The 14366-nt window shown below is 33.6% G+C and carries 15 protein-coding genes; all 15 read left to right on the top strand.

What is annotated here, in order from left to right:
- Positions 1–5: 5 nt before the first annotated feature.
- Positions 6–770 carry an AglZ/HisF2 family acetamidino modification protein gene (locus CRS_RS15160; RefSeq protein ID WP_142724861.1) on the top strand — a complete coding sequence of 255 codons (765 nt, stop codon included), beginning with the start codon at positions 6–8 and terminating at the stop codon, positions 768–770.
- Between the two features lie 99 nt (positions 771–869).
- A complete protein-coding gene (locus tag CRS_RS15155) occupies positions 870–1904 on the top strand; it encodes a polysaccharide biosynthesis protein (protein WP_142724860.1) in 1035 nt (344 codons plus the stop codon).
- Positions 1905–1919: 15 nt separating this feature from the next.
- A complete protein-coding gene (locus CRS_RS15150) occupies positions 1920–2342 on the top strand; it encodes a WxcM-like domain-containing protein (RefSeq protein WP_142724859.1) in 423 nt (140 codons plus the stop codon).
- 1 nt (position 2343) lies between these two features.
- Positions 2344–3462 (top strand): NAD-dependent epimerase/dehydratase family protein, encoded by a 1119-nt coding sequence (locus tag CRS_RS15145; protein ID WP_142724858.1) that lies wholly within the window; start codon positions 2344–2346, stop codon positions 3460–3462.
- A gap of 326 nt (positions 3463–3788) precedes the next feature.
- Positions 3789–4679, top strand: coding sequence for an O-antigen ligase (locus CRS_RS15140; RefSeq protein WP_172617088.1), 891 nt, complete (start codon positions 3789–3791; stop codon positions 4677–4679).
- Positions 4627–5760 (top strand): non-hydrolyzing UDP-N-acetylglucosamine 2-epimerase, encoded by a 1134-nt coding sequence (gene wecB / locus CRS_RS15135; RefSeq protein ID WP_142725009.1) that lies wholly within the window; start codon positions 4627–4629, stop codon positions 5758–5760. The genes CRS_RS15140 and wecB overlap by 53 nt, the downstream gene beginning before the upstream one ends.
- A 5-nt stretch (positions 5761–5765) precedes the next feature.
- Positions 5766–7010, top strand: coding sequence for a glycosyltransferase family 4 protein (locus CRS_RS15130; RefSeq protein ID WP_142724856.1), 1245 nt, complete (start codon positions 5766–5768; stop codon positions 7008–7010).
- A gap of 13 nt (positions 7011–7023) precedes the next feature.
- Positions 7024–7806 carry a methionyl-tRNA formyltransferase gene (locus CRS_RS15125; RefSeq protein WP_142724855.1) on the top strand — a complete coding sequence of 261 codons (783 nt, stop codon included), beginning with the start codon at positions 7024–7026 and terminating at the stop codon, positions 7804–7806.
- Positions 7803–8648: a polysaccharide deacetylase family protein gene (locus CRS_RS15120; protein WP_142724854.1), complete on the top strand. Its 846-nt coding sequence runs from the start codon at positions 7803–7805 to the stop codon at positions 8646–8648. Before CRS_RS15125 ends, CRS_RS15120 begins: the two co-directional genes overlap by 4 nt.
- The gene (locus CRS_RS15115) at positions 8638–9474 is read left to right on the top strand and encodes an NAD-dependent epimerase/dehydratase family protein (RefSeq protein ID WP_142724853.1); all 837 of its coding nucleotides are present in this window, start codon (positions 8638–8640) and stop codon (positions 9472–9474) included. Before CRS_RS15120 ends, CRS_RS15115 begins: the two co-directional genes overlap by 11 nt.
- A gap of 53 nt (positions 9475–9527) precedes the next feature.
- Complete coding sequence (locus CRS_RS15110; protein ID WP_228451269.1) at positions 9528–10457, top strand: glycosyltransferase family 4 protein; 930 nt, start codon at positions 9528–9530, stop codon at positions 10455–10457.
- Between the two features lie 18 nt (positions 10458–10475).
- Positions 10476–11021 (top strand): dTDP-4-dehydrorhamnose 3,5-epimerase, encoded by a 546-nt coding sequence (gene rfbC / locus CRS_RS15105; protein ID WP_142724851.1) that lies wholly within the window; start codon positions 10476–10478, stop codon positions 11019–11021.
- A gap of 96 nt (positions 11022–11117) precedes the next feature.
- Positions 11118–12419: a 30S ribosomal protein S12 methylthiotransferase RimO gene (gene rimO, locus CRS_RS15100; protein ID WP_142724850.1), complete on the top strand. Its 1302-nt coding sequence runs from the start codon at positions 11118–11120 to the stop codon at positions 12417–12419.
- 359 nt (positions 12420–12778) lie between these two features.
- Positions 12779–13453: a hypothetical protein gene (locus CRS_RS15095; RefSeq protein ID WP_142724849.1), complete on the top strand. Its 675-nt coding sequence runs from the start codon at positions 12779–12781 to the stop codon at positions 13451–13453.
- Between the two features lie 34 nt (positions 13454–13487).
- A complete protein-coding gene (locus tag CRS_RS15090; RefSeq protein ID WP_142724848.1) occupies positions 13488–14198 on the top strand; it encodes a hypothetical protein in 711 nt (236 codons plus the stop codon).
- Positions 14199–14366 lie beyond the last annotated feature (168 nt).

Genomic DNA, 14366 nt, shown 5'->3' with positions numbered 1-14366 from the left:
AGTCTATGTTAAGACCCAGAATTATACCTTCTCTTCTGATACAAGATAACGGACTTGTAAAGACAGTCAATTTTAAGAATCCTAAATATGTAGGAGATCCTATCAATGCAGTAAGAATTTTCAATGAAAAAGAAGTCGATGAGCTTGCTATATTTGACATAGACGCGACTGTAAAAGGATTGGAACCTAACTATAGTTTAATTGAAAGAATTGCTAACCAATCCAGAATGCCTCTTTGCTATGGAGGTGGAGTAAAAACAGTAGAACAAGCTCAGAAGATTTTTGGACTTGGCATAGAGAAAATTGCACTTTCGTCTGCTGTCCTTCAACATCCTCAGCTGATCACTCAGATTGCAGAAAGAGTAGGTTCACAAAGTGTTATCGTGGTGTTAGATGTAAAGAAAAAATTATTTGGTGGATATGAAGTTTATACCCACAATGGTAAGAAATCCACCGGAATTAATCCTTTTAAATTTGCGGAAGAGGCTCAGAAATTAGGAGCAGGAGAAATTATTATCAATTCAATTGATCAGGATGGGGTAATGAAAGGATATGATATAGGACTAATAGATAAGGTAAGAGAGAAAATCTCACTGCCTCTTACGGTTTTAGGAGGAGCCGGATCCTTAGATGATATAAAACAGGTCATCGATAAACATGGTATCATTGGTGTGGCTGCAGGCAGCTTATTCGTGTTTAAAGGAGTTTACAAAGCTGTATTGATCAATTATCCTTCCTTTGAAGAAAAAGAAAAATTAAGACACAAATAATTATTGATGATATGAAATCGTTCTTTTAAGATTGTTGCTTGTTTCCCTAAAAGAGCTTTCTTAAGAATTATCAATATCATGTAGAAAAAAAATATTACTATGCACATAAAAGATAAAATACTTCTCATTACAGGCGGAACAGGTTCATTTGGCACAGCTGTTTTAAGAAAGTTCATCAATACAGACCATTTTAAGGAGATCAGGATTTTTTCCCGTGATGAGAAAAAGCAGGATGATATGAGAAATCAGTTTAAAAATGATAAACTCAAATTTTATATAGGGGATGTAAGAGATTATAATAGTATTGAATCTGCCATGAGAGGAGTAGACTATATTTTCCATGCAGCAGCACTGAAACAAGTCCCATCCTGTGAATTTTTTCCAATGCAAGCCGTAAAAACAAATGTAGAAGGAACGCAAAATGTTATTGATGCAGCGGCCAGGAATAAGGTGAAAAAAGTTATCTGTTTAAGTACAGATAAAGCTGCTTATCCCATCAATGCAATGGGAATTTCCAAAGCTATGATGGAAAAAGTTGCCGTTGCAGCATCCAGAAATCTGGAAGAAACTGTAGTTTGCCTTACAAGATACGGAAATGTAATGGCTTCAAGAGGATCTGTAATTCCTTTATTTATCAAACAGATCAAAAACGGAGAGCCAATAACAGTTACAGATCCTAATATGACCAGATTTTTGATGTCTCTTGAAGAAGCTGTCGAACTTGTATTGTTTGCTTTTGAACATGGAAACTCTGGAGATCTGTTTGTCAACAAGGCCCCAGCAGGAACTATAGGTGATTTGGCGCAGGCTCTAAAAGAAATGTTTCAGGCTGAAAATCAGATTAAAATAATAGGAACAAGGCATGGTGAAAAGCTTTATGAAACACTATGTACTCGTGAAGAAATGTTAAAAGCCGAAGATATGGGAAATTTCTATAGAATTCCTGCTGATAACAGAGACCTGAACTATGCACAGTTTTTTTCAGAAGGAGTGGAAGATGTCTCAAAAATAGAAGACTATCATTCCCATAATACTGAGCAGCAGGATGTAGAAGGAATGAAGAAGCTATTATTGAAATTACCTCTGATCAGGAAAGAAGTTTTAGGTGAGGATTTACTGCAATATCCGGATTAATAAAAAGAATATCTAATGAGTTTACCTAAGGTTTTCAAAGGAGGAAAATATTCGGATGAAAGAGGATGTCTTTTCTTTAATAATAACTTTGATGCATCTGTAATTAAAAGAATTTACTATATCGAAAATACTGATTTACAGTTTATCAGAGGCTGGACGGGACATAAGATTGAGCAACGCTGGTTTTCAGCTTTGTTAGGAAGTTTTATCATAAGGCTGATCAAAATAGATGACTGGTCTGTGCCTTCCAAAGGATTGGAAATTTTAGAATATCAGTTAGATACAGACCAATTGGATGTGCTCCATGTTCCTGAAGGCTACGCAAGTGCTATTCAGGCTAGAGAAAAAGCATCAAAATTATTAGTAATGGCAAATTATTCTTTAGGAGAAATAGATGATGATTATCGTTTTCCTATAGATTATTTCGAAAATTTATAAAATGAAAAGAATAGGAATTACGGGACAGAATGGGTTTGTAGGATCTCATTTATATAATACTTTAGGGTTAAAGCCGGAAGAATTTGACAGAATTGAATTTAAAAAAGAATATTTCAACAACCCTGAGAAACTGGACCATTTTGTAGAACAATGCGATATCATTGTGCACTTAGCCGCTATGAATCGCCATCCGGATCCCGAAGTTATTTTTGAAAATAATATCAATCTGGTTAAAGAGCTGATCGCTTCTTTAGAGAGAACCGGATCAAAGGCTCATATTCTGTTTTCCTCCTCTTCTCAGGAAGAAAAAGAAAATTTATATGGAAAGTCTAAAAAAGAAGGAAGAGAACTGTTCTCAGAATGGGCTAAAAGATCTGGAGGTACTTTTACGGGAATGGTGATTCCAAATGTTTTCGGCCCTTTTGGTAAACCCAATTATAATTCATTCATTGCAACTTTCTGTCATAAACTTACTCATGGAGAAACTCCAAGTATTGATCATGATGGAGAAGTTAAACTTATTTATGTAGGAGAGCTTGTGCAGGAAATTATAAATAATATATATACAGGAGAAACGAAAGAACTATACGAAGTTTCCCATACCTCTGTCAATAAAGTTTCGGAGGTACTGGAAAAACTAAACAGCTATAAACAGCTTTATTTTGAAAATGGAGAAATTCCGGAATTAAAAACCCAATTTGATTTAAACCTATTCAATACTTTCAGATGTTATTTTGATGTTAAAAATCATTATCCTGTAAAATTTACACAGCATATAGATCCGAGAGGTGCTTTTGTAGAGGTAATTCGTTTAGGAATTGGCGGCCAGTGTTCCTTTTCTACAACAGTTCCCGGGATTACAAGAGGAAACCATTTTCACACCAGAAAAATAGAAAGATTTGCTGTTATTAAAGGTAAGGCTTTGATACAGTTAAGAAAAATAGACACAGATGAGGTACTGGATTTTTATCTGGATGGAAGTGAACCTGCCTATGTAGATATGCCTATCTGGTATACACATAATATTAAAAATATAGGTAATGAAGAGCTTTATACGATCTTTTGGATCAATGAACCATTTAATCCTGAAGATGCGGATACTTACTTTTTAAACGTCTAAATATGATCACGATAAAGAAAAATTATATTGAGTATATTTTTATTTTTTTTCTGACTTTTGGGTATATCTTTTTTTACTCACTTGCAGTTCCTCTGAATGTTCCGAATACGCTCTTTTCGGTTCCTTTTCGTGTTGTGCTGCTCCTCATCAGTTTTTACATTATCTATGCCAATTTTGATACGATAAAGAAAAGAAAAACGACAGTCATTTTTGTTATTCTTTTTTGGGGGTTCTATTTTATAAAAGCAATCTATAGCTTTAATACAGATACCTATCTGCAGAAAACATTAAATAATGAACAACAGATTTATATAAGAATTATCGGGTTGAATTTAATCCCTTATATTGCTGTTTTAAGTATTCATTTTTCAAAAGAAATTGTAATAAAACTGAACCGCTTAATATTTAATTTTTTATTAATCATATTAGGAATAAGCTGCTTATATACAATATTTGTCTTTCAGTCTTTTGAAAAATCAAGCGGGATATTTGCCGGATATTATATTAGTACCGGGCATTACAGTTTGTCGTTACTCATATTATCTGTGTACTATTATTTTGTGTCACCACAAAAAATCAAATCTTTTTTAGGAATACTTATTGGAGCTTTTACTGTATTTAGTTCTTCAGCAAGGAGCCCTATGTTAGCCGCTTTTGTGATCTTATTTATCGTATTATTATATGTTAATAAATTAAAATACTGGGTGGCATTATTGCTTACAGTACTTCTTTTTATTATAAGCATTTATATTTTGAAACAGGTTTATATGTTTGATTTTGAATTTGTTGAAAGGATGTATAATGCTATTTTTAAAGGAGATGGATCCGGGAGGTCTTATTACTTAACAAAAGGATGGGATGTTTTCAAAAATAATATACCTTTTGGAGGGCGTATTTTATTTGAAGATGGTTTGTATCCGCATAATGTTTTTATGGAAGTTCTTATGAGTATGGGGATTGTTGGAATCATTTTATTCTTTTCGTATTTTAAAGATGTATGGAAGTTTAGGATGAAATTTATAAGTGAGAATACATACTACTTACCATTTATTCTATTTTTTATACAATATTTTGTTCTTGTCCTGACTTCTTATAACCTATTTGCTAATATGGAATTCTGGACTTTTTCAACAGTATTTATATCCATAATTTTATTTTGTCATGATGAAAAAATTAAAAGTAATGACGGTCGTGGGAACACGGCCGGAAATCATTAGATTATCAAGAGTATTATCAGCATTGGATTCATCTGAGGCTGTAGAACATATTATTGTCCATACAGGGCAGAATTACGACTATGAGCTTAACCAGATCTTCTTTGATGATCTTGGATTAAGAAAACCTGATTATTTTCTGGAAGCAGCCGGAAAGTCGGCTACGGAAACAGTTGGAAATATCCTGATCAAGATTGATCCGCTTTTAGAAGAATTGCGGCCAGATGCTTTCCTTGTTTTAGGGGATACCAATTCATGTCTCTGTGCAATTCCAGCTAAAAAAAGACAAATTCCTATTTTCCATATGGAAGCAGGTAACAGATGCTTTGATCAGAGAGTGCCGGAAGAAACCAACCGTAAAATTGTTGATCATACATCAGATATCAATCTGACATATTCGGATATAGCCCGTGAATATCTGCTGAAAGAAGGACTGCCTGCGGATAGAATTATCAAAACCGGATCTCCCATGTTTGAGGTACTACACCATTATTTACCACAGATAGAAAGCTCTGATGTTCTGAAAAGGTTAGACTTAGAAGAAGGGAAATATTTTGTCGTTTCATCACACAGAGAAGAAAACATAAACTCTGAAAAGAATTTTCTGGGATTAATGGAAAGCCTTAATACAATTGCAGAAAAATTTGCATATCCAATTATTGTTTCTACCCACCCCAGAACAAGAAACATGATTGATAAAATGAAGATATCTGTAAGGCCTGAAATACAGTTTTTAAAACCTTTGGGTTTTCATGATTATAACGCACTTCAAATGAGAAGTTATGCAGTATTATCAGATTCAGGCACGATTTCAGAAGAATCTTCAATTCTTAATTTCAGAGCCCTTAATATCAGAGAAGCACACGAAAGACCTGAAGCTATGGAGGAAGCATCAGTAATGATGGTAGGCTTATCTCCTGAAAGAATCTTACAGGGATTGGTTCAGCTTCAACAACAAAAAACAGGGAAAGAAAGAAATTATAGACCGGTATCAGATTATTCTATGCCAAATGTTTCTGAGAAAATGGTGAGAATTATTCTTAGTTACACAGATTATGTAAACAGAGTGGTCTGGAGAAAATAGAAAATATGGCTAAAAAAGTACTCATTCACAGTATTGTTTTTGCTCCTGATGCTGTTTCTACAGCTTACCTTTATAATGATATTGCATATAATTTAAAAAAGAACGGCTTTGAAGTGGAAGTTCTTTCCACAATGCCACATTATAATAAAGTTGATCAGAGTAAAACAAAATTTAAAAAGAAATTCCTAGGACTTTATTATTCCAGTAATTATAAAGGGATCAAAGTATATCATGTACCTCAGAAGAAATATGAAAGTGTTCTTTTAAGAGGATTTGTTATGATTTACTGGCATTTGCTATCGTTTTTTCTTGGAATGAGAATTAGAAATGTTGATGTGATTATAAGCCCTTCACCTCCTCTTACTATTGCACTGGTATCTATTGCATTGGCAAAACTAAAAAAGGCGAAGTTTATCTATAATGTTCAGGAAATCTATCCGGATTTTTTTGTGAACCAAGGCAAAATGAAATCTCAGTTTGTTTTAAATATTCTTAAGAAGCTTGAAAAATTTGTTTACAGGCATTCAGATTCACTGGTAACAATAGACCAGAATTTTAAAAATACATTGATTCCAAGAGTTGAAAATCCTGATAAAATTGAGATTATTGCTAATTTTGTAGATACGGAACTTTATCATCCAATAGATCTTCCGGTAGTTAATACTCAACTATTTCCTGCTAATGATCATTTAAAAGTAATGTATGCGGGTAATATTGGTTTTGCCCAGGACTGGATTCCGCTTATAGAAATTGCAAAGAAAACAAAGGGGATGGCTATCAGTTATTTTGTTATTGGTGATGGGGCCTGCAGATCATGGCTTAAAACCCAAATTGAAACACATAAGCTGAATAATATAAGTTTAATTGATTATCAGGCGAGAGAAACGATACCTCATATGATTAATTATGCAGATCTGCACTTCATCTTTATGAATAAAAAATTAGAAAAAGATGGTCTTCCCTCCAAAGTGTATACAATTATGGCATGTAAAAAACCTTTGCTGGTAATCAGTAATAAGGATACACCTCTGTATGACCTGCTGGAAAATACCGGTGCTGCATTTTTAATTGAAAATTCTTCTAATCATGTTAATGAAGAATTATTTACTGTACTCCAGGACGTATTGAATCATAGAGATAAATTAAAACAAATGGGGGAGAAAGGATTTAATATGGTACAAAAAGATTATACAAAAGAAAAAGTTACCGAAAAATATTATCAACACATCAATAGTGTCATGAATAGCTAATAAAAAAACAACGATGAAAATAATAATTATTACTCAGGAGGATTCCTTTGTTGTTCCCAAAAATATTGAAAAGATTCTGCATTTAGAAAATGTGGAGCTTTTAAAAGTAGTAGATATTGATTCTAATTATAGTCTTGTTAATAAAAAATCATACTTTATTAAAGGTTTTGGATTACTGCAGACTATAAAAATGGGTCTGAAAGTAATCTCGGCTAAGGTCTTGAATAGTGTAGATATCTTTACATCTTACAGACTTGCTATTAAACCTAAAAGTCTGAAAGCCGTTTCGGGACGATACAATATACCATTTGAAAGGATAAAAAACCCCAACTCAGTAGAGTTTTTAGAAGAAGTAAAAGCTTTACGGCCGGATCTTATAGTGTCCTATTCTGCACCTGTGGTATTTAAAGAACCCTTATTGGAGATTCCTAAACACGGGTGCATCAATCTGCACTGTTCATATTTACCTTATTATGCAGGGGTAATGCCTAGTTTTTGGACATTGTATAAAAAAGAAAAAACAACGGGAGCTACAGTACATTATATGGATTCAAAAATTGATAATGGGGCCATCCTAAATCAAGAGGAAATTCAGATTTCTCCAAATGAAACTATGTTTTCCTTAATTTTAAAAAGCAAAGAAATAGGTGGAAATCTAATGTGTGAAACTATTCGTAATATTCAAAATTCTACTGTTAGCATTAAAGAGAATTTTGCTGAGAAAGGCAGTTATTTTACCTGGCCTACGGTTGACCAATTTCAGGACTTTACTAAAAACGGAGGAAAATTAATATGAATAAGTATGCTGTGCTTAGTATGGATGTAGAAGAGTGGTATCATCTGGACTATTTTACAAAAGAAGAATGTGAGTTGAGTCAGTCAACTTTAGACGGATTGGATATTTATTTGGATATTTTAGATCAATATGATATTAAAACTACCTTTTTTATTGTAGGAGAACTTGTAGAAGTTTTAAAGGATAAGATTAAACATATAAAGGATAAAGGTCATGAAATTTGTCTGCATTCGTATGCTCATAAAAGACCTCTTCAGCTTAATCTTGATGAGTTTAGAAAAGATACCATTAAAGGAATCAATTCATTTCAAGAATTTACGGGCCTTGCAGTGGATGGATACCGGGCTCCATGCTTTAGTTTAGATAGACCCCGGCTGGAGATTTTAAGAGAATTAGGATTTTCATTTGATTCGAGTAAAATAAAATTTGATGCACATGACTTATATGGAAGCATTAATCTTGATGATTTTGAGGAATTCAGCCCAACAATATATAAACAGGGGTCATTTTATGAGTTTGAAGCTTCTACCGTAGAAGTATTGGGGAAAAACCTGCCGGTTTCAGGAGGGGGATATTTAAGAATTTTTCCTTGGGCACTTACGAAAATGCTTTTAAAAAAATATTTTAAAAAAAATCAGCATTATTTCTTTTATATTCACCCATTTGAGTTTTCGAAAAATTATAATATTACTGTTCCCGACAATACAGATTTTAAAACAAAAATCAGATTTAGCCAAGGAAGAAAGAGCGTGGAAAATAAAATGCATAAACTGATTAAATTGTTGAAAGAGAATAACTATAAGTTTGTTACATTTAACCAAATTATTAGAAATGAAGGCTAAGTTGCTTTTGACAGGAGCTAGCGGATTTATAGGTTCACAAATATATAAAGCTCTGAAGGATAATTTTGATGTTACTGCGGTCTCTTCTTCTTCTGTAGGAGAAGAATATACAGCTCTCGACCTTTTGAATCAAAGTGACTGTGAATTATTTTTTAAAAATAAAGAGTTTGATTATATTATTCATGCTGCAGCAATAGCCCATGGCAATAAGAAGAAGAGCAGAATGGAAGTGGGTGAAGCTAATGTTTTGATGACCAGAAATATTTTTAATTCTCTGGATGTAAGAAATACAAAAGTTATTTTTTTAAGCTCGGTTTCTGTATACAGTTTCAAAAATAATAAAGAAATAATTTCAGTGAATGATCAGCCATTACCTGTTACAGACTATGGGAAAAGTAAGCTGGCATGTGAAGAATTGTTAAAAGGGAAAAAGCCTGAATCACTGCATATCCTAAGATTAGCACCTGTTTACACACAAAATAATTTAAAAGATTTAGGAAAAAGAGTTTTCCTTCCTGTACTGAAGATCCCTTTCATTACAAAGCAAAAGAGAATTTATTCATTATGTCATGTCGATGTGGCTGTGAGTGAAGTAGTAAATTCTATAAGTGCAAGCCAGGATTCATTAAAGATTGTAAAGGATTTTAAAGATCATACACAGGAAGAGCTGTTATCATTTTTTAAAATTAAAAAACCGCAAGTGGTTGTCAATCAGGATATTGTTAAACCATTATTTTTTGTATTAAGCTTAATCCCTGTTTCAAAGTCGAATATTGTAAGAGATATGTTTACGAAGTTATTTTATTCGGCTGTATATATTAATTAATTTTACTTTTGATGAATGAATTTATTTATTTAGTGATAATTTTATTACTTTTTTTGGCTGAATTGATTTATTTCAAAATAGCCGATAAATATAATATTATAGATAAGCCTAATCATAGAAGTGCCCATACCCAGGTTACTTTAAGAGGTGGCGGAATTATATTTCCAATTGCTTTTATACTTTTTAGCCTTTTCAATTTCAGTGAAGTAATTAAAGAGTACTGGGCTTTTGGTTTAGGAATGCTTGCCATTTGTACCATTAGTTTTATAGATGATGTCAAGCCATTATCAAATAAAATAAGACTTACGGTTCAGTTTATTTCTGTTGTTTTACTTTTGTACTTTACAAATGCATTTGCTTTGATACCGTTTTGGGCATGGCTGATGACGTTTATTGTGATTGTTGGAACATTGAATGCTTATAATTTTATGGACGGAATCAACGGGATGACAGGATTATACAGCCTGGTTACCATTGGCTGTCTTATTTATATCAATAGTAATATTGTTCAATTTACTGAGAGTAACTTTATTTACTATCCGGCTTTGGCGTGTATTGTATTTCTTTTTTTTAATTTTAGAAAAAAAGCAAAATGTTTTGCAGGAGATGTGGGAAGTATGGGAATTGGTTTTTGGGTGATAGGACTTATTACGCTATTGATCATGAAAACTCAGGATTATAAATACATACTACTGTTATCTGTTTACGGAATTGAAGTCGTTTTGACAATCATTGAAAGGATTATATTAAAAGAAAATATCTTTGAGGCACACAGAAGACATCTGTATCAGCTTTTTGCCAATGAAAAAAAAGTTTCCCATCTGTTGATAAGTTTTGTATATTCCTTTCTGCAACTGGTAATAAATGCTTTTTTAATATACTCTGATTTTCCAATCTGGTTAGTTGCTCTTATGGTTTTTTTACCCATTGGAGGATTGTATCTGATATTAAAATGGAATATTAAAAAACAATATAATCTCTAAACTTTTTAGAAATAAATCATGAAAATTAAAGAAACCCCGCTTAAAGACTGCTACATTATAGAGCCTACTGTATTTGAAGATGAAAGAGGCTATTTTTTTGAAAAGTTCAACGAAAAAAAATTTGAAGAACTGACAGGGATGAATGGTCATTTCGTACAGGATAATATCTCTAAATCATCTTATGGTGTATTGAGAGGACTGCATCTTCAGAAAGGAGAACACGCCCAGGCAAAATTGGTTTCCTGTCTTGAAGGAAGTGTATGGGATGTAGCTGTAGACCTTAGAGAAGATTCCCCTACTTATGGAAAATGGTTTGGAATAGAACTTACCGCTGAGAATAAATTACAGCTTTATGTACCGAGAGGTTTCGGACATGGATTTTCTGTGCTGAGTACGCATGCCGTATTTTCTTATAAATGTGACAATTTTTACAACAAAGAATCAGAAGGCAGTGTCAGATTCAATGATCCGGATCTTAATATCGACTGGAAGATAGATGAAAAAGATACTGTGCTTTCAGAAAAAGACCAGAACGCTCCTGGATTCAAAGAAAAAAACTTTTAAAGCATATCCCTGAAAACCACTTTTATAAAGTGGTTTTTATTTTTTTGATTTTAACTCTTCAATATTTTGTATCTTTGCAGACTCAAAATCAAAACGATGCGTACAAAATCTGTAGGGAAGAAGAAAATCAATGTAGTCACTCTTGGATGTTCCAAGAATGTATATGATTCTGAAGTATTAATGAGCCAGCTGAAGGCCAACGGCAAAGAAGTGGTTCACGAAGACCGTGGGGACATTGTTGTGATCAATACCTGTGGATTTATTGATAATGCTAAAGAAGAATCTATCAATACCATCCTTGATTATGTAGAAGCGAAAAACAGAGGTGAAGTAGAAAAAGTATTTGTTACAGGATGTCTCTCTGAAAGGTATAAGCCGGATTTGATCAAAGAAATTCCCGATGTGGATCAGTATTTCGGGACAAGGGATCTTCCGGTACTGTTAAAGCACCTTGGAGCTGATTATAAACATGAGCTGGTAGGAGAGAGATTGACAACAACTCCCAAACATTATGCATACCTGAAAATCTCTGAAGGATGTGACAGACCATGCTCTTTCTGTGCTATTCCACTGATGAGAGGGGGACATGTTTCAACCCCTATTGAGAAACTGGTTTCAGAAGCTCAGAAACTGGCAAAAAAGGGCACCAAAGAATTGATTCTTATTGCGCAGGATCTTACGTATTATGGTCTTGATCTTTATAAAAAAAGAGCACTGGGTGATCTTTTAAAAGAACTGGTAAAAGTGGAAGGTGTGGAATGGATCCGTCTTCATTATGCTTTTCCGAGCGGTTTCCCTGAAGATGTGCTTGACATTATCCGCGAAGAACCTAAAGTTTGTAATTATATAGATATTCCTCTTCAGCATATCAACTCCGATTTGCTGAAATCAATGAAAAGAGGAACTACCCATGAGAAAACAGATGCTCTTTTAGGAAAATTCAGAGAAAAAGTACCTGATATGGCGATCAGAACAACGCTGATTGTTGGATATCCAGGAGAAACAGAAGAGAGATTCCAGGAGCTTAAAGATTGGGTAAGAGAGCAGAAGTTTGATAGACTAGGCTGCTTTACTTACTCTCACGAAGAGAATACAACGGCTTATGTGTTGGAAGATGATATTCCACAGGAAGTAAAAGAAGCAAGAGTAGAAGAGATCATGGAGCTGCAGTCTCAGATTTCATGGGAAAAAAACCAGGAAAAAGTAGGTAAGACATTCAGATGTATTTTTGATCGTAAAGAAGGAAATTATTTCATTGGTAGAACAGAGTACGACTCACCGGATGTAGATAATACGGTGTTGGTTTCCGCTGAAGATACCTATATTTCTATCGGTGAATTTGCAGAGGTCAAAATCACTTCCGCTGAAGAATTTGATTTATACGGAGAATTGGTATAGCTAAATACTTATTAATCAGGAAAAAAAATAAATTTAAAAATTAAGATATTCATAGAATTTAACATAATTTTGTTTCTCTAGATTATTTTTAAACAATTGTTTTCCAGTTGATTATGTTTTTGTGAGATTAAGAATTTTTAAATTTTTTTCTTAAATTATTAAAATTCGAAAATTATGTCTTAAATTTGCGCAATAAGCAATATTTTTAAATCATGTGCTTTCAATAAGTTAATCATTTAAAGTGAGCTAAAAACATAGGAACGAATTGTTTTGTTTTTAAATGCTTTGATATTCACAAGTTGGGATGCAGTTTTCTATAGAATATTGATTAAAATGTAATTAAAAATCTTTAAAAACTTATGAAAAAATTTTTATTAACAACAATTATGCTTGTTGGCCTTTCGGCGCTTTCCAAGGCTCAGCAGGGGCGAGTGGGGATTAACACAACCACACCTGCCACAACCTTAGACGTAACAGCAAATACTGCTGATACTTCTAAACCTGATGCCTTATTGGTCCCTCGTTTGACAAGAGCTCAATTATTAGCAAAAGATGCAGCTTATACTGCAGATCAAAATGGAGCCCTTACATTTGTTACAACAATAGATGGTACAGCCACTCCAAAAACAACGAATGTTATTACAACAGGTTTTTATTATTATGATGCCCCAAACTCTGTTTGGAAGGGCGTAGGTGGAGGATCTTCTACTCCCAACTTCCAAATTCAAAAAGGAAGACTTCACTCAGCTAACGCTCCAATTGTATGGGCTGCTGATGACTACTCTGTCGTTACAACAGCAATGGGGGGTACGAGCCAGTTATTATTACCTAATGCAACAACATTACCTCTAAACTCAGTAAGATGTGTGTCTTCTAACGGACCCGGAAATGTGGGATGGGATCCTGCAGCAGTTCCAGGTACTACAAGACCCATTAACAATTTACCAAGTACAATTACTTCAGGAGGATCTTTCTGCTTTATCATAGTTGATCAGGCTGGTACGAACGTTTGGGCTATGCTTTCCGGTAGATAATAGAATTTAGTTGTAATATTTAATTTAAAACAAAATGAAAAAAATAATATTTGCGCTTCTTGTAGCTTCAGGTACATTAGCAAGTGCTCAGGTTTTATCTAATGGTGCTATCGCCAATCAGTTCCCAAATGAGAATGTATTCTTAGATGCTTCTACAAATAATAATGCTACAGTTAATGATGGTAAAGGTTTATTATTTCCTTCAACTGATTTAACTCAGTTTACTTTTAAAACGGCCAGCCTTGACGGAATTAACTTTCCATCTGCCTATGATGGTATGGTAGTTTATAATACGGCTACTGGTAATACTGTAACAGGAAATGGAATTGTAACTGCTGTAGTTCCAGGATTTTATTACTTCTCAAACCCTGGTCAGACTACAAATGTTGCTCCAGGTAGATGGGTTCCGATGGGAGCTAACCCTAATGCAGGTAAAGTAAATATCCTTACTACAGAGACTATTACTAATACTTCTGTAAATGGAGCCCAGGTATATGCTGTGAAAGGTACATTTACTACTACAGGAGCTTCTACTGCTGTATCTATTCCTTCACCATCAGGAATGACTTCATTATACGGAATTACTATTTATAAGACTTCAGGTACGGGTAACAAAGTAGTATACTCTAGAGATCTTTATTCTTATAATCTTGGTAGCACAAATAATGCTGTTACAGGTTCTCCCAGCATGTCTGTAGTATACCCGGCTGATACATATGACTATGTATTAGAATACGTGAAATAATAAAGAATTAATTATATTATAAAAAACCAATGAGCAATCATTGGTTTTTTATTTTTAAGAGACTGTACGTTCATTGATTTTTTGTAACTAAAAGTAATACGGATCAAGCGCAAAAGTTTGGGGCTCGTACAAAATCTATACTTTTTATTGAACCGACAGGCCATTTTT

Source organism: Chryseobacterium sp. ON_d1, from assembly GCF_006829085.1.
Taxonomy (GTDB): domain Bacteria; phylum Bacteroidota; class Bacteroidia; order Flavobacteriales; family Weeksellaceae; genus Chryseobacterium.
Note: the sequence above shows the minus strand (reverse complement) of the source record. Positions and strands in the feature narration are given on the sequence as shown.

What these genes read in the sequence shown, in the direction of transcription:
- CRS_RS15090 (WP_142724848.1), top strand. Translation starts at nt 13,488, where the DNA reads ATGAAAAAAATAATATTTGCGCTTCTTGTAGCTTCAGGTACATTAGCA.
- CRS_RS15155 (WP_142724860.1), top strand. Translation starts at nt 870, where the DNA reads ATGCACATAAAAGATAAAATACTTCTCATTACAGGCGGAACAGGTTCA.
- CRS_RS15145 (WP_142724858.1), top strand. Translation starts at nt 2,344, where the DNA reads ATGAAAAGAATAGGAATTACGGGACAGAATGGGTTTGTAGGATCTCAT.
- CRS_RS15125 (WP_142724855.1), top strand. Translation starts at nt 7,024, where the DNA reads ATGAAAATAATAATTATTACTCAGGAGGATTCCTTTGTTGTTCCCAAA.
- CRS_RS15095 (WP_142724849.1), top strand. Translation starts at nt 12,779, where the DNA reads ATGAAAAAATTTTTATTAACAACAATTATGCTTGTTGGCCTTTCGGCG.
- CRS_RS15150 (WP_142724859.1), top strand. Translation starts at nt 1,920, where the DNA reads ATGAGTTTACCTAAGGTTTTCAAAGGAGGAAAATATTCGGATGAAAGA.
- CRS_RS15130 (WP_142724856.1), top strand. Translation starts at nt 5,766, where the DNA reads ATGGCTAAAAAAGTACTCATTCACAGTATTGTTTTTGCTCCTGATGCT.
- CRS_RS15160 (WP_142724861.1), top strand. Translation starts at nt 6, where the DNA reads ATGTTAAGACCCAGAATTATACCTTCTCTTCTGATACAAGATAACGGA.
- CRS_RS15115 (WP_142724853.1), top strand. Translation starts at nt 8,638, where the DNA reads ATGAAGGCTAAGTTGCTTTTGACAGGAGCTAGCGGATTTATAGGTTCA.
- wecB (WP_142725009.1), top strand. Translation starts at nt 4,627, where the DNA reads ATGAAAAAATTAAAAGTAATGACGGTCGTGGGAACACGGCCGGAAATC.
- CRS_RS15120 (WP_142724854.1), top strand. Translation starts at nt 7,803, where the DNA reads ATGAATAAGTATGCTGTGCTTAGTATGGATGTAGAAGAGTGGTATCAT.
- rfbC (WP_142724851.1), top strand. Translation starts at nt 10,476, where the DNA reads ATGAAAATTAAAGAAACCCCGCTTAAAGACTGCTACATTATAGAGCCT.
- rimO (WP_142724850.1), top strand. Translation starts at nt 11,118, where the DNA reads ATGCGTACAAAATCTGTAGGGAAGAAGAAAATCAATGTAGTCACTCTT.